The sequence below is a fragment of the Lysobacter capsici genome, from assembly GCF_018732085.1.
Lineage (GTDB): Bacteria > Pseudomonadota > Gammaproteobacteria > Xanthomonadales > Xanthomonadaceae > Lysobacter > Lysobacter capsici_A.
Genome location: NZ_CP076103.1, coordinates 6,261,295 through 6,278,229 on the forward strand (window position 1 = coordinate 6,261,295; position 16,935 = coordinate 6,278,229).

Here is a 16,935-nt window from a genome sequence, read left to right on the forward strand (position 1 = left end):
ATGTCCTGACATCGGACGTAGGCCAATCGGCCGTCGACGAATACGACTCCAGCATCGTGATCTGCGCTACGTCCTGCCGGCACCCATAGCAAAGAAGTTGTCGCAACAGTTCGCGCCAGCGCCTCAGTGGCGCCGATCCATCATCATGGGCGCAACGCGGACAGCTTGCTTTCCTCCGGCAGCAGCTGCGCGGCGCGCTCCATCGGCTGCTTGCGCACGACGATGTCGTACCAGACTTCGTCGTCGTCGCATTCCGGCCCCAGTTCCAGCAGATCCATTACCCCGACGAACTCGAAGAACACCCGATTGCCGTCGCTGTTGGAATAATCGTGTTGCGCTTTGCGCCCGCGCCGCTTCGCCTCGGCCAGCGCCTTGCGCGCGCCGGCGGCGTGGAACACGACGATTCGTTCCTCACAGGTCCGCATGATGCCGGGATCGGCGCCGATCATGACCCGGAACTGGAACAGCAGTTTGGCCGAGTAACGCAATTGAGCCGGGTCGATCGATGGATTCATGGCGAAGCATCCTGTTTTCGCTGCGGCGAGTCCGGCGAGTCGAATATCGGCCGGATGAAATAGAGCTGCTTGTGTCCCTTGTCTTCATACTTCTTTCGCAAATATTCGGCCGATGCGTTCGAATGCAAATATTCCATCGGGAATTCGTTGCCGTTGTCGTCCAGACGGTAAAGCCTCCACCGCGCTGGCCCCAGCTGATCGGACACCCAGGGCAGTTCGCTTTCTTCCAGGCCCAGAACTCGCAGAACGATCTCAAGATCGCGCCGGGTACGCGCCCAGATCGGTTGCCGAAACCAACCGCAACCGGGGCGCCCATACGATCGCGCAGCCCTTCGCGCGAGCCAACAACGCCCGATGCGCCGTCACGACCGTGGCACGTTGCAGTACGTGGTAATCGGGAGCGAACGCCACGCGCGCCAGTTCGTTGAGCGAACGCCGTGCGGGGATCGGCCCGAACTCGGTAAAGCTGCCGCGAAAGTCCAGCCAATGCGAATCCCCCGGATCGGTGCGGCGGATGCCGATGACGCGTTGAAATCGCGTCAGCAGGGGACGCCAGTCCTCGTCCGCTGCCCAAATGCGCGAATCGTGCAAGGGACGTGGTTGGGTGAACAGCCAGATTCCGTGTCGACGCAGCACATGCCCTCCCTGCGCTCGGGCCGCCGGAACTGGCATCGCCGCGAGCAGTGTGTTCGCAGTATCGCCGACGGCGGCCGGCTCCGGATCGGGCCGCATGCGCGCCGCGGCGCCTGCGGGCGCGACCGCCTGAAACACAGCGACCCACCGCGCACTTTGCCTCGCCCCGCCCGAACCGCGACAATGGCGGGCCGGGTCGCAGCGCCATCGCGTCCCGCAAGGACCCTGCTCCGCCCCGTGCGCCCGCGCACGGTGGCCCCACTGGAGATCGTAATGACCGAGTTCGTAGCGACGCCGCCCGCAGGCGGCGCCAAGATCACCAAGAGCCCGACCGGCCTGAATGTGCCGGATCGCCCGATCATCCCGTTCATCGAAGGCGACGGCACCGGCCCGGACATCTGGCGCGCTTCGGTGCGCGTGCTCGACGCCGCGGTCGCCAAGGCCTACGGCGGCAGCAAGAAGATCGAGTGGCTCGAGGTCTATGCCGGCGAGAAAGCCAACAACACCTACGGCACCTGGCTGCCCGACGGCACCGTGCAGGCGTGCCGCGATTACCTCGTCAGCATCAAGGGCCCGCTGACCACGCCGGTCGGCGGCGGCATCCGCTCGCTCAACGTCGCGCTGCGCCAGATGCTCGACCTGTACGTCTGCCTGCGCCCGGTGCGCTGGTTCGAGGGCGTGCCCTCGCCGGTCAAGAAGCCCGGCGATGTCGACATGGTGATCTTCCGCGAGAACACCGAGGACATCTACGCCGGCATCGAATGGGCCGGCGGCAGCGCCGACTCGCAGAAGGTGCTCGACTTCCTGCAGAAGGAATTCCCGCAGGCGTTCGACAAGATCCGCTTCGGCACCGCCGAAAAGAACGCGGCGTGGCTGGGCGAGCTGCAGGCCATCGGCGCTCCGGCGCGCGAGCTGCCGGTCGAAGTCGGCCTGGGCATCAAGCCGGTCAGCCGTCTGGGCACCGAGCGCCTGGTCCACAGCGCGATTTCCTACGCGATCGAGAACAAGCGCAAGTCGGTGACCCTGGTCCACAAGGGCAACATCATGAAGTACACCGAAGGTGGCTTCCGTGACTGGGGCTACCAGGTGGCGCGCGACTTCTTCGGCGCGGTCGAACTCGACGGCGGCCCGTGGCACGTGATTCCCGAAGGCAAGCCGGGCGCGGGCTTGGTCATCAAGGACGCGATCGCCGACGCCTTCCTGCAGCAGATCCTGCTGCGTCCGCGCGAGTACGACGTCTCGGCGACCTTGAACCTCAACGGCGACTACCTGTCCGACGCGCTCGCCGCGCAAGTCGGCGGCATCGGCATCGCGCCGGGCGCGAACATCAACTACGTGACCGGCCACGCCGTGTTCGAGGCGACCCACGGCACCGCGCCGAAGTACGCCGACCTCGACAAGGTCAACCCGGGCTCGGTGATCCTGTCGGGCGAGATGATGCTGCGTTACCTGGGCTGGACCGAAGCGGCCGACGCGATCATCGCCGCGATGGACAAGGCCATCGGCAGCAAGCGCGTGACCTACGATTTCGCCCGTCTGATGGACGGCGCGACCGAGGTCAAGTGCTCGGAGTTCGCCGACGAGATCATCAAGCACCTGTAATCGGGGCTTTGATGGGATTCGTGCAAAAGGGCGCTTCGGCGCCCTTTTGTTTTGCAACGCGTAAATCGGTTGCTACCTGTAGGAGCGGCGCGAGCCGCGACCGCGACATCACGCTTGCGTCGTATCTGCGATGTCGCGGTCGCGGCTTGTGACCGAAGGAAATCCAGTAGGACGCCGCTCCTACAGGGGGCGCCCGATGCAACGAAAAGGCCCGGCGGAGGCCGGGCCTTTCGCATGCAACGGTCGCCGCCAGCGCGCTCAGCGCATATACGGCGCCTGCGTATTGTCCACCTGCTTGCGCTGGATCTCTTCGATCTTGGCCCGCTCTTCCTCGGCGGTCATGCGGTGCTTGGGCGCGATGTTCGGCTCGATCAGGCGCATCCAGTTGCGGGTGATCTGCTTGCTTTCTTCCTCGCAGCGCAGCGCGCGCGCTTCGGGCAGGCGGCCGCTGGTGACGATGCGCAGGTACTTGCCCGGGTTGTGGCCGTAGACCATGCACTGCAGGTTGAAGTAACGCTGCGCGCCGACCGAATGTTCGTCGGCATAGGTCGCCATGTCGTGCTGGCCGTCGTCGGTGGCGATGAAGAAGGTCGCCGCCAGCTGCAGTTTCTGGGCGATGTCGCCGGCCGATTCGTCGGCGCTGACGAACGACAGCATCAAGGTCGTGGCGAGCTGGTCGACCGCGTCTTCCTCGCGGCCGGTCGAGGGCAGGTCGAGCATGTCGACCAGCGCGTGGCCGGTTTCGTGCAGCATCAGGAAGCGCAAGTTGGCCATCAGGTAGTTGAGCTGATCGCGGGTGCTGCCGCCGCTGGCCTGGGTCATGGCCGCGCCCTGGCGGACCAGGAACTCGAGCATCTCGTAGCACAGCACGATGTCGCCCTTGTCCTTGGCGTAGAACGCGTTGACCGTGCCGCATTCGGCGGCGATGTAGTGGATCGGTCGCGGCAGGGTCAGCCAGCCGTCGAGCTGGTTGACCTCGGGCAGTTGCTTGAGCACGTCGATCTCGCGCGCCATGTTGTACATCGGCAACAGGTCGGGATTGCGCGGCGACACGTATTCGTAGGTGAAGTGGGTGCCGTCGGCTTTTTCGGCCGGCACTTCGGCGGCGACCGGCACCACGTCGGCCGGCGGCGTTATGGCTTCGACCGGCTTGACCGGCACCGCGGCCGCGGCGGCGATGGGCGCCACGACCGGTGCGGCGGCCTGCTTGGCCTGCCATGCGCTGTAACCCCAGATCGAGCAGACCGCGATCAGGGCCGCAGCGAGAATGCCGATGATGATCTTCTGTACCATGTGAGTGGCTCTTGTCAGGAATGGCGCGGGACACGACGATCCCGATTCCGAGCGCACAAGACGCGGCTGACGATTGGACTTCCCCGATGGCCGTTCCAACCGGCGCCAGTTGCCTCCTTGCACCGTCGGGATCGGATGGTACTCCGATATTTCTGAGGATTGCATCGAATTTTTGACAGTTGCGCTCGCCGAATTCCGGTCGGGCGCGGGCCTGCGGGCGATGGCGCGACGGATCGGCCCGGCGACGCACCGCGACCCTGCACGCGACGCTTTAAGGACGACACGACATGACCGACACCGACCTGCCCCTCGACGGCCCGTTCGCCGGCATCGATCTCGATCAGGTCGACCCGTCGCTGCGACGCAGCTTCATCGAAGCGGCGCAGGATTTCGCCGAGGTGATCGCCGGCCGTTCGCCGCGCCATGCCGGCGAGGATCGCGAAGGGCCGGTGGCTTCCGACGGCGGCAGCCGCTGCTACCGCGGCCATGGCTACAGCGTGCTGGTGCTCAAGCGGCTGGCGCAATTCGGCGGCGTGGACGGGCTGGTGTACGGGCCGATCCTGAGCTTCGACGAAGCCTTCGGCCCGCATGAGCGGCAACTCAGCAGCACCCGTTTCTACACCTACGACGCCTTGCGCGCGTTGCTCGGCCGGTCGGCCTGACTGTGCCGAGTTGGGCGCGCGGTGTTTGGTTGCTGTATATCGCCGTGACGCTGCCGGCGTGGGTGCATTGGCATTACGTGGTCGGCCGATTCGATCTGGCTTCGTTTAGCGATATGAGCCCGGCGCGGTTTCTCGGCGAACTGGCGCTGGTGGCGCTCGCGTTGTTCGTGGTGTCGGTGCTGCCGTGGTCGCTGTGGCTGGGCCGGCGACGGCGGCGGCATGGGCCGCGTCGTCGCGACGCCTGGATAGGCGCGCTCGCGATGGCCGCGGCCACGCTGCTTGCGCTGCACGTCAACCTCGCTGCATACGCGCCGTTCTACGGCAACACCTGGGCGCGGTGGGAGCCGACGTTCGAACTGGTCCTGCCGCAGTGGCCGTGGTTGCTGGCGAGTGTCTGGCTGACGGTTGCGCTGGAGATGGCGGTTTCGGCGCGTGCGCGGCAGCGATTGCAAAAATAAAGCGTGCGGCGCCAATCAGAGCCCACTTTGTGAGGGGGCGGCGCTCGGCGCAGCGCGAGGCAGGCGCGAAACTATCGCGCGGGGGATTCGCTTTTTGCTCGCGTAGCAGGAGCAAAAGCAAATCCCCCCTGCCCCCCTTTTTCAAAGGGGGGAAAAGCATGGGGTGCGAGGTGTGGCGAAGCGTTGGGGCGGAGAGTTGGAGGGAGATGCAGAGTTGTCGCGCCGATGGATCGAATGGCGTGTCGCTCAGCAATCGTTGTTCTCGTACACCGTCCGCTCAAGCTGATCGTCTAGCTTTTCGCGCTCGGCCTTGCCCACTGGTGTCTTGCTCAGCTGCACAGGCAGCAATCGTTCGCCGTCGGGGCTGATCCATTTGCCCTTGAGCATGCCGCTCTTGTCGGTCAGCATCATCGCGCCGGTGACGCCGGTGCCCAGGCCCGATTCGACCAGGGCCAGGTGGCCCTTGCGATCATCGGTGGCCTGCAGCAGCAACCACTTCGATACGCCGTCGTAGCGGTAGATCGCGCTGATCAGGCGACGGTCGCCGCCGCAGGGCGCTGGTTCGCTCTTCAGGTACAAGCTCACTGGGCGCTCGCCGACGCGGCCTTTGTATAAGGTCGTGGTGGTCGCATCGCGGCCTTCGACTTCGGCCGCGTTCGCCATCGGCGGCTGGATCGCCGCGCCCGCGCCGCACAGCAACGCGAGCACGCACAGTGCCCGCATCCACGGCGCCTGCATCCAACGCGTCTGCGTTGCGCGTGTGTGTACCGCGCGCGGCGTCGACGTCCCGGTCGGGTGGCTCATGATGGTTTCATCCGTAAACGAATCGATACGGCCGCGAGCATGCCACAGGCCCGCGACGGTCGCCGTACACTCGCGCCATGGCCATCGCATCCGCCCCCATCGACGCCGCACCCGGCGAAGCCGAAGCCGTCGCCGGACAGATCCGCGACGCCTTCGCCGATTACCACGCGCGTTTCGCCGCGATCACCCGCCGCGCCCAGGGCCGGTTCGAACGCAGCGACTGGCAGGGCGATCGCGCCGACGCGGTCGAGCGCATCGAGCTGTACGACCGTTGCATCGCCGAGGCCAGCGATGCGTTGCAGGCGCGGCTGGGCGAGCGCGCGGGCGACCGGGTGCTGTGGTCGGCGGTGCATGCCGCGTATGCGCAGACCGTCGCGCCGCTGCTCGACGGCGAGTTGTACAAGACCTTCTTCAACACCCTGACGCGGCGGTTCTTCAAGACCCGCGGCGTCGACCCGTCGATGGAATTCGTCGCCCTCGACATCGAGCCGACCGATTCGATCACCCACCCGGTCGCGCGCCACAGCTACGCGGTGTCGGAAGACCGGCTGGTCGAAACCTTCATGCGCGTGCTCGACGACTATCCGTTCGCGGTGCCGTACGCGCATCGCACCCGTTGCGCGGCGGGGATCGCGGTGCGCCTGCAGGAGGATTTGCAGCACTGGGGCCCGCATCCGGTGCGCGCGGTCGAGCTGCTCGACACGGTGTTCTATCGCGAGCGGCGCGCGTACCTGATCGGGCGCGTGTTCGGCGAGCGTTCGTTCTCGCCGTGCGTGATCGCATTGGTCAACGAGGACGGCGCGCTCAAGGTCGACGCGGTGCTGACCGTGCGCAGCGAAGTCGTGCAGTTGTTCAGTTACTCGCGCAGTTATTTCCATGCCGACCTGGGCACGGTCGGCGATGCTGTGGTGTTCCTGCGCACCTTGCTGCCGGGCAAGCCGATCGACGAGTTGTACACCGTGCTCGGCCGCGCCAAGCAGGGCAAGACCGAGCGCTATCGCACCTTCTTCCGCCAGTTCGCGGCGCAGCCGGGCGAGCGGCTGATCCGCGCCGAGGGCGAACGCGGCATGGTCATGGCGGTGTTCACCCTGCCCAGCTATCCGCTGGTGTTCAAGATCATCCGCGACCATTTCGCTTACCCGAAGGAAGTCGCGCGCGAGGAGGTCGAGGCGAAGTATTCGCTGGTGTTCCATCACGATCGCGTCGGCCGGCTGGTCGATGCGCAGCCGTTCCGGTTCCTGCGCTTTCCGCGTTCGCGCTTCGCGCCGGACCTGCTCGACGAATTGCTAAGCACCTGCGCCAACAGCATCAGCCTGGACGGCGAGGATCTGGTCTTGCACCTGTGTTATGTCGAACGCCGGCTGCGGCCGCTCAATCTGTACGTGCGCGAGCAGACGCCCGAGGCCGCGCGCGCGGCGGTGATCGACTACGGCCAGGCGATCCGCGATCTGGCCCTGAGCAACATCTTTCCGGGCGATCTGCTGCTGAAGAATTTCGGCGTGTCGCGGCATGGGCGCGCGATCTTCTACGACTACGACGAACTGTGCCTGGTCAGCGACTGCCGCTTCCGGCCGGTGCCGGCGCCACGCAATCACGAAGAGGAAATGGAATCGGGCGCGTGGTTCTACGCCCACGGCAACGACGTGTTTCCCGAGCAGTTCCCGCGCTTCCTCGGCCTGTCGCCGCCGCTGCTGGGCGCGTTGATGCACGCGCACGGCGACATCTTCAAGGTCGAGTGGTGGAAGCAGGTGCAGGACGGGCTGGCCAGCGGGCAGCACAACGACGTGGCGCCGTATCCATCGCAGCGGCGCTTGCCGTGAACCTCGCGCTCAATGCGCCGCGAACGCGGCGGGAAGATCCGGCAGCGTGGCCAGGTTCAACTCCAGCCGGGTCGCGCCGCCGTCGGCTTCGGCGCCGATGGTGAACACGCCGGCGGCGACGATGCGCAATTCGGCCTCGCCGTCCACGACCGGCACCTCGCGCACCGTCGAATGGAAGGTCGGGTGCAGGTGGATCGTGACCGTACCGGTCAGCGGCCGGGCCGGATCGAGCGAACGCACACGGATCGTGACCGCGCAGGTGGTCCCGGCTTCGTCCAGCGGCTGCACCTGGGCGCTGAGCTCGCGGTCGCGAGCGATCGGCGCGCCGCCGAACCGGCCCAGATTCGGGTCGGAATTCCATTCGCTCTGCGCGCTGCCTTCGGCAGGCTCGGCGGTGTTTTCGAACGGCACGTCCTCCAGCGCCTTCGTCCAGTCCTTGGTATCGCGCCACTTCAGCACGCGCAACGGCTCGATCGTGCCGCTGTCGAGGTAGCCGGCCACGCGGCTGTACAGGTCGCTTTCGCGTTGCGCCACCTGGGTTTGTTTTTCGGCTTCTTCGGTCTGGCGCGCGGCCTGCTCGGCCTGTTCGCGCGCCAGCTGCGCCTGGCGCTCCGCCTCGGCCTTGCGTTCGCGTTCGGCCAGGGTGTCGCGCTCGGCCTGTTCGGCCTGTTCCCTGGCCCGCGCCGCGTCGGCCTCGGCTTGGCGCGCGCGCCGCTCGGCCGCTTCGCGGTCGCGTCGCTCGCCCGCGACCGCGGTCTCGTTGTGTTCCAGGTAATAGACGAACGCGGTGCGGGTCCAGATGTAAAACCCGATGAAGCCGAACAGCAGCGAGGCCAGCAGGACGAAGCCGGCGCTGGCCGCGCCGTTGCCGCCCAGGCCCCATTCGAGCGCGACCTGGCGCGACAGGCCCTGGAACGCGACGCCGATGCTCTGCGCCTCGACCAGGCCGATGCCGACCACGATCTTGGTCAGCCAGTCGCTGATCTGTTCCAGGTTGGTGTTGTGGGTGAAGCCGCCGCCGTTGCCGCCGCCGCCGGCATGGCCGTCGGTGCCCGGCATCGCCACCGTCAGCGCGCGCGGAATGCCGAACAGGAAGCCCAAGGTGGCGCCGGCCAGCAGTGCGGCGAGCACCGCGCCGAGCACCGCGCCGACCACGTACTGGCTGACCGCCAGCGCTGCGCTCAAGGCGATGCCGGCGAACAGCCCCGCCAGCACGCGCAGGGCGGTGCGTTCGATCGCGGCCACGCGCTTGCGCGAGTCGATGGTCGCGTCGGGATCGCGTTGGGTGGTCATGGCGGCATCCCCTGTTGCCTGATCTGTGTGCGTTCCTTCGCACAGATCAACGCACGCAGGCGCAAAGCGCGGCCAGCGTCGCCACCGCGACGGCGATGCTCAGGTGCAGCCGTGCGCCCCGCAGTCGCTGGCGGGCTGGATCCGGGCGCTCTGCGCCGGCCACAGCCGCAACCACGCGCGCCAGCCGGCGGTCGCGCCGGTCCGCGCGGCTTGAGCACGATGCGAAGCGGTCGCGTTCACGGCCGCGGCCTTGGCGCCGCTGGCCGTCGCCCAGGACCCGGCGCCGGCCGCAAGCGTCGGCGCGGCGCGGCGACCGGTCGGCGCAGCGTCGTCGCCGTCCTCGTCCACATCGCGCGGATCGACGAAATGGCCGTGCAGGAACATCAGGTTCTTGTAGATATTCATGGCGTCGTCTCCCTGCCAATCCATCGGTGGAAGCCAGCGCGGTCCGAACGGGCGGCGCACTGGCTTATTGAGTGATTCGCAAGGTACGCTCGCCCGATTCGGCAAAAAAGCGACGTGTTTGCAAGCCAGACTTGAATCAAGTTGAAGGCGGCCGTGCGCGACGGCGTCCGCCCTCAGGCCCGGGCCGAACGCCCCGTCCGACGGACCCAACACGATGAACCGACCTCCGCTGCACGCCCTGCTGGGCTTCGCCACCGCCGCGCGCACCGGCAACCTGACCCGCGCCGCCGAGTCGATGCACCTGACCGTCAGCGCGCTCAGTCACCAGATCCGCACCCTGGAAGAACGCCTGGGCCGGCGCCTGTTCGAACGCGGCCCGCGCGGGGTGCGCCTGACCGCCGACGGCGAGCGGCTGCTGTCGGTGGTCGCGCCGCACCTGGACGCGCTCGACCACGCGCTGCGCCCGTACAGCCCGCGCCGCGACGACGTGCTCACCCTGAGCCTGATGGCGTCGATGGCCTCGGCCTGGCTGGTGCCGCGGCTGGGCGGCTTCGTCGCCCGCTACCCGCAGCTCGAACTCAATCTGTTTTCCTCGACCGCGCTGGTCGATTTCGACCGCGAGCCGGGCATCGACGCGGCCATGCGCGGCGGCTACGGCCGCTGGCCGGGGCTGGTGATCGAGCACCTGTTCAACGAAACCCTGGTCCCGGTCGCCAGCCCGGCGCTGATCGAACGCATGGGCGGGCTGCCGGCGCAGGAGGACCTGCACCGCTGGCCGCTGCTCGGCGACCTGTCCACGTATTGGCAGGACTGGTTCGACCGCTACGGCGGCAAGCGGCCGAACCGCTACATCGCCCATTTCGACGATTCCGAGACCATGCACCGGGCCGCGGTCGAGGGCCTCGGGGTCGCGCTCGGCCGGCTGGCGCGGACCCGGCTGCTGATCCAGAGTGGCCAGCTGGTGCCGCTGAGCCAGGGGCGGCTGCAGATCGACTGGGGCCACTACCTGGTCTATCCCGAGCGCTCGGTCGATCACGCCGGGCTGGAGTCGTTCCGGACCTGGCTGCACGAGCAGGCGCGCGCCTACGTGGCGCAGATGGAGGCCGACGTGGCGTCGGGCCGCGGCGCGGACATCGAGGACCGCTCCTGCGGCAAGCCCGGCACGGCGGGCGAGGCCGAGGGTTCGCCCGATCTGGTCGCCGACAGTGACGCCGGGGCCGAGGCGGCGACCAAGCCCAAGCGCAAGCGGCGCTAAGCCGGGCCAGCCGCGATCCGGTGGCGGCCCCGATTACAACTTGAGCACACGCCACGCTCGGGTCGCCCCGCATCCCCGATCCTGAACGCATGCGGTAGGCTGGCGCCCTCACCGAATCTCACCGGAGTCTGTTGCATGGAACGTAACCGCCCCGCCCGATTGCTGCTGCTCGCCGCGCTGCTGCCCGGCCTGACCGCGATCGCGCACGCCCAAGACAACAAGTCCGAGCCCGCGCCCGCCACCGGCGAGCCGGCCCCGACCGGCGCAACCGCGGCCGAGGCCACGCCGAGCAACGCCGCTGACGCCGCGGCGGCCGCCGCCCAGGCCGCCGCGAACGAAGCCGCCGCGGCCGCGGAAGCCGCCCGGGCCAGCGCCACCGCAGCGGCGGCCGCGACCGAGCCGAAGTCGGCCGAAGCGGCCCCACCCGTGCAAACGGTCGAAATCACTGAAGCCGCCCCATCGGCGCCAGGTCCGCAACCGCCCCCCGCAGCAGCACCGGCTCCGGCGCCCGCACCGGTTGAAGCCACAGCGCCGGCACCCAAGCCCGTCGAAGCCGCCGCCCCGGTCGCGGCGACCAAGCCGGCCGAAGCGACCAAACCCGCCGCCAAGCCCGCCGAGCCGAAGCCGACCACCAAGCCTGCGACCAAGCCCGCCGGCGACGTCGGCTCCCCGAGCCTGCGCGCCGCCGTCGCCGGCAGCTGGCGCGACCCGAAGAACGTCGCCCGCGACGGCTACCGCCACCCGCTGGAGACGCTGACCTTCTTCGGCGCCAAGCCCGACCAGACCATCATCGAGATCACCCCCGGCGGCGGCTGGTACTCGGAAATCCTCGCCCCGTTCCTGCGCGAACACGGCAAGTACGTCGCCGCCGTGGTCGACCCGGACACCCAGTCCTCCGACGGCGCGCGCAAGTACCAGGCCAAGGCCAAGGCCTCGCTGGAACAGAAGTTCGCCGCCTCGCCGGCGCAGTACGACAAGGTCGCGATCGCCGCCTACGACACCTTCAAGCCCGCGTTCGGCCCGGCCGACTCGGCCGATCTGGTGCTGACCTTCCGCAACGTCCACAACTGGCGTTCGGCCGGCCAGGCCGAGGTGATGTTCCGAGGCTTCTATGACGTGCTCAAGCCCGGCGGCACGCTCGGCGTGGTCGAGCATCGCGCCAAGGGCGACGTGCCGGCCGACGACAAATCCGGTTATGTCGGCCAGGCCCAGGTGATCGCGCTGGCCGAAGCGGCCGGTTTCCGGCTCGAAGCCAAGAGCGAGATCAACGCCAACCCGCGCGACACCAAGGACTACCCGAAGGGCGTGTGGACCCTGCCGCCGGTCAACCAGCACGAGCCGGCCGACGACGCCAAGTACCAGGCGATCGGCGAAAGCGACCGCATGACCCTGCGCTTCCGCAAGCCGCGCTGATCGATGCGCCGGCCGTTGGCTCGCGCCGTCGCCGCGCTCGCGGCGGGCGCGCTGGCGGCGTGGGCGGCCGGGGAGCTGGCGATGTCGTTGATCGCCAGCTATTTCATGGCCGAGTACGGCCTGTCCTCGGTCAGCATCGGCGCCAGCGCGATTGCTTACTGGCGGGCCTGCGTGGTCGCGGTGTGGATCGTGTCGCCGCTCGCGTTCTGCGCGGCCGGCGGCCTGGTCTGGCGCGGATTGCGGCCGCGCAAGCGCGATTGATCGGCGTCGCCGGGCGGCCGGCGCCACGACCGGTTTGGCGCCGCGCGCGGGCCTGCGCGATCATCCCCGGATGCTGATCGCGTTCAACAAACCCTTTGGGGTGCTGTGCCAGTTCACCGACCGCAGCCAACCGCCGCGGCCGACCCTGGCCGGCTTCGGCCTGCCGCCCGACGTCTACGCGGCCGGGCGGCTGGACCACGACAGCGAAGGGCTGCTGCTGTTGACCGACGACGGCGGCCTGGCCCATCGCCTGACCGATCCGCGCCACAAGCAGCCGAAAACCTATTGGGTGCAGGTCGAAGGCGACCCCGGCGAGGACGCCCTGCGCGCCTTGCGCGACGGCGTCGAGCTCAACGACGGCCGCACCCTGCCGGCGCGGATCGAACGCCTCGACCCGCCCTCGCTGTGGCCGCGCGATCCGCCGGTGCGCTTTCGCAAGACCGTGCCCGATGCGTGGCTGGCGATCACCCTCCACGAAGGCCGCAACCGCCAGGTGCGGCGCATGACCGCGGCGGTCGGCCTGCCGACCCTGCGGCTGGTGCGGGTGGCGATGGGATCGCATCGCCTGGACGCGTTGCAGCCGGGGCAGTGGCGGGCGGTCTGAGCCGCGCGCGGCCACTGCATCATTGCTGTGGATAATCCGGCGCGATCCGCGCTCGCGCTCGCGGTCGACGCTTACGACGAGCAGCGCCGCAACGCCTCATCGGGCGTGCGCACTTCCACGCCGTTGCAGAAATGGCCCGGCACCACGCATTCCAGGTACGGCCGCGCCAAGCGCTTCGACTCGGCCTTGCTGGATATCGTCTCCGGCGCCTGCGCGCCGGCCTGGGCGACGCAGCGCTCGTGTTTGCTGATCACGTACTCGCGGCACTTCGGCGGCGTCAGCGTGGTCGGCCCGGGCTCGTTGCCGTCGCACAGATTCAACGCCGTCTCGCGCCACAGCAGATAGAACTCGCGCTTGGGAATCGGGTTGTGCTCGATCGTGGGAATGCTGTACCCGGGCTTGGCGACCCATTGCAGGTAGGCGAACACCGCGGCGGCGGCGAGGACGATCAACAGCAGGAGTCTTTGCATTGCGGTTCCGTGGGGGATGCGACTGCGTGGGTTCATAGCGATCACACCACCGCCGTGATGCGCGACACGATTGTCTCGCAATCGATTCGGGATTCGGGATTCGGGATTCGGGATTCGGGATTCGGGATTCGGGATTCGGGATTCGGAGTTCGGAGTTCGGAGTTCGGAGTTCGGAGTTCGGGGTTCGGAGTTCGGGGTTCGGGGTTCGGAGTTCGGGGTTCGGGGTTCGAGATAAAAACCCCAAGTAACCACGAGGTCTCTGTGGGAGGGGCTTCAGCCCCGACGCTGTTCGATCCGACGCGGCGATCCGAGAAGAAAGCAACCGGGCCGGTCAAGCCCGCCTTGCGACCGATTTCGTTCGCATCAGCGGTGCCGCGATGCGCCCCGACCAGGCACCCGCAAAATCCCGCCAGCACCGCCCACCCGCGCGGCCCCGGCGGACCACCACCACACCCCATCTGCGACCACGATCGCAAGACCACCCCCATTCGCCGCACCCCCTGAGAAACCGTCCCGGTTTGATCCCGTCGCGATGCTGGAACCGCCCCCGCGCACGCACTAGCGTCGACGGCTAGCTACGCGCCTGGCGCTGCGCCACCGCGGTCTGCTCATCTCAGGAGCCCGACCCATGTCCACCCTGCGTTCGCTTTCCCTCGGCATCGGCGCCGTACTGTGCGTCGGCAGTGCCACCCTGCTGTCTCCCGCGACCGACGCCACCGCCGCCGCCCGGGTCACCGCCGCCGCGACCGACTTCGAGCGGGCGCCGCCCGCGGTCGACGCCATCCACATCACCTCGCTCGGCCAGCAGACCGGCGGCAACGCGCTGCTGGCGCTGACCTACAGCAAGGGCCAGGACCTGCCGACCCAGATTCCGTTCAACGTCGGCGACACCACCGTGCAGCTGCAGCAGGACCCGGGCAACGCGCAGCGCTACTCGGCGCTGATCCCGTTCGACTTCGACGGTTTCGTCAGGGAGCAGGAACAGCGCCAGGCCTTGGCCCAGAGCCAGGCGACCGTGCCGTCGTTCTCCAGCCGCGAATTCCTCGGCGAAGCCACCGTGCAGTTCCTCGACCCGAGCGCGCTGCGCCAGCAGATCGCCGCCGGCACCCCGATCCTGGTGCCCGGCCCGGTGCTGCCGTGGCCGGCCGCGCTGGTGCGTCCGGAACGCTCGCTGATGATCACCCACCCGGGCGTGGTCGACGATCCCTCGCGCACCTTCGACGCATGCACCGGCACCGGCAATCCGAACGGCGCGTGGACCTTCAACCGGATGATGACCAACATGGCCAATACGCCGATGACCGGGGTCAACCCCTCGGACTTCGTCGAGAACTGGCTGCGCACCTGGGGCACCTCCACCAGCATCAACACCTTCCCGGTCAACCAGCGCGCGCAGGTGATCACCCAGGTGCTCAACACCTGGCCGCGCCTGAGCAACGGCAAGCTTGATCTGGGCAACGCATCGGCGCGGCTGCTGGCGGTCTCCAACCGGCTCGACCTGCGCGGCAACAGCGCCTACGGCGGCGGCAACGCCGGCGAGCTGCGCTTCGTGTTCGGACTGCTGCGGCGCAGCGGCACCAGCTGCACGACCCTGCCGTTCACCGTGATCCTGGAGTACGCCCCGGTCATCAACGGCTGCCCGGCGGTGCGCAACTACGCCCAGCGCTGGGGCAACCTGGGCACGCTCGCGCTGGGCTCGGCGAGCTACAACGCCGCGCTGCAGGCGCTGACCGATCCGGTCATCGCCGCCAACGCCTCGCCGCGCAAGCCCAACGGCAGCGCGATCAACCAGATCCGCACCAACGAGTTCCTGCAGAACCCGTGGGAGCTGCGCGAGTTCAAGATCGTGCAGGGCAGCCCGCTGCTGAAGATCGTGCCGGCGGCGCAGACGCCGCACCACAGCCACAACAACACCGCGCTGCTGGCCCACTACATCAACAACCAGGCCCCGCAGATCCTGGCCGGCACCTACCTGCTGCCGCTGAGCTATGCGATTCCGCCGAACCCGCCGCAGCCGTTCCAGACCGGCTCGGTGATCAACCCCAGCCCGCAGCAGGTCTGGAACGGCCCGGGCGCGGGCAACAACCCGCGCAACCGGTTCTCGCTCAACACCTGCGACGCCTGCCACGGCCGCGAGACCCAGACCACCAGCTTCCTGCACGTCGCGCCGCGCGCGATCGGCGCGCAGGCGGCGTTGTCGCGGTTCCTGATCGGCAACGGCACCCTGGCCGCGCCGACCACGTACACCATCCCCGATCCGGTCAGCGGCACGCCGCGCACCTACGGCGACCTGCTGCGCCGCCAGGCCGATCTGGCCGCGTTGCAAAGCAGCGCCTGCCTGTCCGGCGGCCTGTTGCACGAAGCAACTTCCTCGCCCCTGCTCGCGACCCACTGAGCCTCGCGGGGCGGCGTGCGCGCCGCCCCGTCCGCCTGGCTCGCACCGGCGGCGCTACTTCGGCGCCGTCGGCGTGGCGGCGATCGGCACCGAGTTGGCCCCCGGGCGGCTCAGGATCACCACCCCGCCGAGCACCACCGCGGTGCCGATCAGCTGGATCGCGGTGATCGGTTCGCCGAGCACCCAGGCGCCGAGGAACACCAGCGACACCGGCCCGATCACCGAAAACTGCGCGGCGGTGCCCGCGCCGAGCCGCGCGACCGCGGCCATGGTGAAGGTCACCGGCAGGAAGGTGCAGAACACCGCGTTGGCCGCGGCCCAGGCGTACACCTGCCACGGCAGCCCGAACAGCGCCGACGGCGGACGCGCGATCAGGTAATGGATCATCACCGCCGCGGTCGACACGATCATCGCGTAGGCGACCAGCTGCAGCGAACCCAGGCGCTTGACCAGTTCGCCCGACATCGCCAGGTACAACGCATAACTCACCGCCGCGCCGAGCACCAGCGCGCTGCCGAACAGCACGTGGTCGCCCTGCACGCGCAGGTTCTCGACCATCACCAGCACCACGCCGGCGTAACTCACCGCCAGCGCGATCCATTCCTTGGCCGCGACCTTGCGCTTGAACGCGAACAGGCCGATCAGCAGCACGATGGTCGGATTGAGGAACAAGATCAGCCGCTCCAGCGACACCGGCACGTACTCCAGCCCCCAGAAATCCAGCAGGCTGGACAGGTAATAGCCGAGCACGCCGAGGATCACGATCAGGCCCCAGTCGCGCCGCGACGGCAGCGCCTGCCGCGCGCGGGCGCGGCGGGTTTCGCGAATGCCGAGCAGCGCGAACAACGGCAGCGAGAACGCCATGCGCAAGCTCAGCACCTGCAGCGAGTCCACGCCGTAGCGGTATTGCAGCTTGGCCAGGATCGCCTTGGCCGAAAACAGGATCGCGCCGGCCGCGGCCAGGGCGATGCCGACGCGGCGGGTGGTGGCGACGGGTGCGGCGGCGGTGGAAGTGGCGGCGTTCATGGCGGGGACGGTTGGGGGAAGGCGCA

The 16,935-nt window shown here is 68.5% G+C and carries 16 protein-coding genes and 2 pseudogenes; 9 read left to right on the forward strand and 9 right to left on the reverse strand.

Going from position 1 to position 16,935, the window contains the following annotated elements; all coding sequences use genetic code 11:
- Nucleotides 1-143 precede the first annotated feature (143 nt).
- From KME82_RS26230 to KME82_RS26240, 3 genes are read right to left on the reverse strand one after another with little or no spacing between them, the layout of a single operon-like run.
- On the reverse strand, nucleotides 144-515 hold the full coding sequence (locus KME82_RS26230; protein ID WP_215496660.1) for a DUF4288 domain-containing protein: 372 nt from the start codon (nucleotides 513-515) through the stop codon (nucleotides 144-146).
- A complete protein-coding gene (locus tag KME82_RS26235) occupies nucleotides 512-721 on the reverse strand; it encodes a hypothetical protein (protein WP_215496661.1) in 210 nt (69 codons plus the stop codon). The genes KME82_RS26230 and KME82_RS26235 overlap by 4 nt, the downstream gene beginning before the upstream one ends.
- A gap of 46 nt (nucleotides 722-767) precedes the next feature.
- A complete protein-coding gene (locus KME82_RS26240; RefSeq protein ID WP_215496662.1) occupies nucleotides 768-1,247 on the reverse strand; it encodes a hypothetical protein in 480 nt (159 codons plus the stop codon).
- A 174-nt stretch (nucleotides 1,248-1,421) separates the two neighbouring features.
- Here KME82_RS26240 and icd point away from each other — a divergent pair, with 174 nt between their 5' ends.
- Nucleotides 1,422-2,750, forward strand: coding sequence for an NADP-dependent isocitrate dehydrogenase (gene icd, locus KME82_RS26245; RefSeq protein WP_215496663.1), 1,329 nt, complete (start codon nucleotides 1,422-1,424; stop codon nucleotides 2,748-2,750).
- Between the two features lie 258 nt (nucleotides 2,751-3,008).
- On the opposite strand, the gene KME82_RS26250 is transcribed toward icd, so the two are convergent.
- The gene (locus tag KME82_RS26250) at nucleotides 3,009-4,043 is read right to left on the reverse strand and encodes a DUF4344 domain-containing metallopeptidase (protein WP_215496664.1); all 1,035 of its coding nucleotides are present in this window, start codon (nucleotides 4,041-4,043) and stop codon (nucleotides 3,009-3,011) included.
- 287 nt (nucleotides 4,044-4,330) lie between these two features.
- Between KME82_RS26250 and KME82_RS26255 the strand changes: the two genes are divergently transcribed.
- Entirely contained in the window at nucleotides 4,331-4,705 is a 375-nt protein-coding gene (locus KME82_RS26255) for a hypothetical protein (RefSeq protein WP_215496665.1), read from the forward strand.
- 29 nt (nucleotides 4,706-4,734) lie between these two features.
- On the forward strand, nucleotides 4,735-5,163 hold the full coding sequence (locus tag KME82_RS26260; RefSeq protein ID WP_215496666.1) for a hypothetical protein: 429 nt from the start codon (nucleotides 4,735-4,737) through the stop codon (nucleotides 5,161-5,163).
- Nucleotides 5,164-5,409: 246 nt separating this feature from the next.
- On the opposite strand, the gene KME82_RS26265 is transcribed toward KME82_RS26260, so the two are convergent.
- Nucleotides 5,410-5,967 (reverse strand): hypothetical protein, encoded by a 558-nt coding sequence (locus tag KME82_RS26265; RefSeq protein WP_215496667.1) that lies wholly within the window; start codon nucleotides 5,965-5,967, stop codon nucleotides 5,410-5,412.
- 77 nt (nucleotides 5,968-6,044) lie between these two features.
- On the opposite strand from KME82_RS26265, the gene aceK reads away from it, so the two are divergent.
- Nucleotides 6,045-7,787: a bifunctional isocitrate dehydrogenase kinase/phosphatase gene (aceK, locus tag KME82_RS26270; protein ID WP_215496668.1), complete on the forward strand. Its 1,743-nt coding sequence runs from the start codon at nucleotides 6,045-6,047 to the stop codon at nucleotides 7,785-7,787.
- A 9-nt stretch (nucleotides 7,788-7,796) separates the two neighbouring features.
- Here the strand turns inward: aceK and KME82_RS26275 are convergent, their stop codons facing one another.
- Nucleotides 7,797-9,080, reverse strand: coding sequence for a pYEATS domain-containing protein (locus KME82_RS26275; protein WP_215496669.1), 1,284 nt, complete (start codon nucleotides 9,078-9,080; stop codon nucleotides 7,797-7,799).
- Between the two features lie 99 nt (nucleotides 9,081-9,179).
- Nucleotides 9,180-9,485 carry a hypothetical protein gene (locus tag KME82_RS26280; protein WP_215496670.1) on the reverse strand — a complete coding sequence of 102 codons (306 nt, stop codon included), beginning with the start codon at nucleotides 9,483-9,485 and terminating at the stop codon, nucleotides 9,180-9,182.
- A 214-nt stretch (nucleotides 9,486-9,699) separates the two neighbouring features.
- On the opposite strand from KME82_RS26280, the pseudogene KME82_RS26285 reads away from it, so the two are divergent.
- The 4 genes and pseudogenes from KME82_RS26285 to KME82_RS26300 form a co-directional block, all read left to right on the forward strand.
- Nucleotides 9,700-10,602 (forward strand): annotated as a pseudogene (locus tag KME82_RS26285) (LysR substrate-binding domain-containing protein); the annotation flags it as partial.
- A gap of 738 nt (nucleotides 10,603-11,340) precedes the next feature.
- Nucleotides 11,341-12,153, forward strand: a pseudogene (locus KME82_RS26290) (class I SAM-dependent methyltransferase); the annotation flags it as partial.
- 15 nt (nucleotides 12,154-12,168) lie between these two features.
- Nucleotides 12,169-12,414 (forward strand): hypothetical protein, encoded by a 246-nt coding sequence (locus KME82_RS26295; RefSeq protein ID WP_215496672.1) that lies wholly within the window; start codon nucleotides 12,169-12,171, stop codon nucleotides 12,412-12,414.
- A 70-nt stretch (nucleotides 12,415-12,484) separates the two neighbouring features.
- Nucleotides 12,485-13,018, forward strand: a complete 534-nt coding sequence (locus tag KME82_RS26300) for a pseudouridine synthase (protein ID WP_215496673.1) — start codon at nucleotides 12,485-12,487, stop codon at nucleotides 13,016-13,018.
- 71 nt (nucleotides 13,019-13,089) lie between these two features.
- On the opposite strand, the gene KME82_RS26305 is transcribed toward KME82_RS26300, so the two are convergent.
- Complete coding sequence (locus tag KME82_RS26305; protein WP_215496674.1) at nucleotides 13,090-13,488, reverse strand: hypothetical protein; 399 nt, start codon at nucleotides 13,486-13,488, stop codon at nucleotides 13,090-13,092.
- A 628-nt stretch (nucleotides 13,489-14,116) separates the two neighbouring features.
- Between KME82_RS26305 and KME82_RS26310 the strand changes: the two genes are divergently transcribed.
- Nucleotides 14,117-15,883 carry a hypothetical protein gene (locus tag KME82_RS26310; RefSeq protein WP_215496675.1) on the forward strand — a complete coding sequence of 589 codons (1,767 nt, stop codon included), beginning with the start codon at nucleotides 14,117-14,119 and terminating at the stop codon, nucleotides 15,881-15,883.
- Between the two features lie 54 nt (nucleotides 15,884-15,937).
- Here the strand turns inward: KME82_RS26310 and KME82_RS26315 are convergent, their stop codons facing one another.
- Entirely contained in the window at nucleotides 15,938-16,909 is a 972-nt protein-coding gene (locus tag KME82_RS26315; protein ID WP_215496676.1) for a DMT family transporter, read from the reverse strand.
- Nucleotides 16,910-16,935: the final 26 nt, after the last annotated feature.

Excerpts from the sequence above, each read along its gene's own strand:
- KME82_RS26230 (WP_215496660.1), bottom strand. The coding sequence starts at position 515 with ATGAATCCATCGATCGACCCGGCTCAATTGCGTTACTCGGCCAAACTG.
- KME82_RS26240 (WP_215496662.1), bottom strand. The coding sequence starts at position 1,247 with ATGCGGCCCGATCCGGAGCCGGCCGCCGTCGGCGATACTGCGAACACA.
- icd (WP_215496663.1), top strand. The coding sequence starts at position 1,422 with ATGACCGAGTTCGTAGCGACGCCGCCCGCAGGCGGCGCCAAGATCACC.
- KME82_RS26250 (WP_215496664.1), bottom strand. The coding sequence starts at position 4,043 with ATGGTACAGAAGATCATCATCGGCATTCTCGCTGCGGCCCTGATCGCG.
- KME82_RS26255 (WP_215496665.1), top strand. The coding sequence starts at position 4,331 with ATGACCGACACCGACCTGCCCCTCGACGGCCCGTTCGCCGGCATCGAT.
- KME82_RS26265 (WP_215496667.1), bottom strand. The coding sequence starts at position 5,967 with ATGAGCCACCCGACCGGGACGTCGACGCCGCGCGCGGTACACACACGC.
- aceK (WP_215496668.1), top strand. The coding sequence starts at position 6,045 with ATGGCCATCGCATCCGCCCCCATCGACGCCGCACCCGGCGAAGCCGAA.
- KME82_RS26275 (WP_215496669.1), bottom strand. The coding sequence starts at position 9,080 with ATGACCACCCAACGCGATCCCGACGCGACCATCGACTCGCGCAAGCGC.
- KME82_RS26280 (WP_215496670.1), bottom strand. The coding sequence starts at position 9,485 with ATGAATATCTACAAGAACCTGATGTTCCTGCACGGCCATTTCGTCGAT.
- KME82_RS26300 (WP_215496673.1), top strand. The coding sequence starts at position 12,485 with ATGCTGATCGCGTTCAACAAACCCTTTGGGGTGCTGTGCCAGTTCACC.
- KME82_RS26305 (WP_215496674.1), bottom strand. The coding sequence starts at position 13,488 with ATGCAAAGACTCCTGCTGTTGATCGTCCTCGCCGCCGCCGCGGTGTTC.
- KME82_RS26310 (WP_215496675.1), top strand. The coding sequence starts at position 14,117 with ATGTCCACCCTGCGTTCGCTTTCCCTCGGCATCGGCGCCGTACTGTGC.
- KME82_RS26315 (WP_215496676.1), bottom strand. The coding sequence starts at position 16,909 with ATGAACGCCGCCACTTCCACCGCCGCCGCACCCGTCGCCACCACCCGC.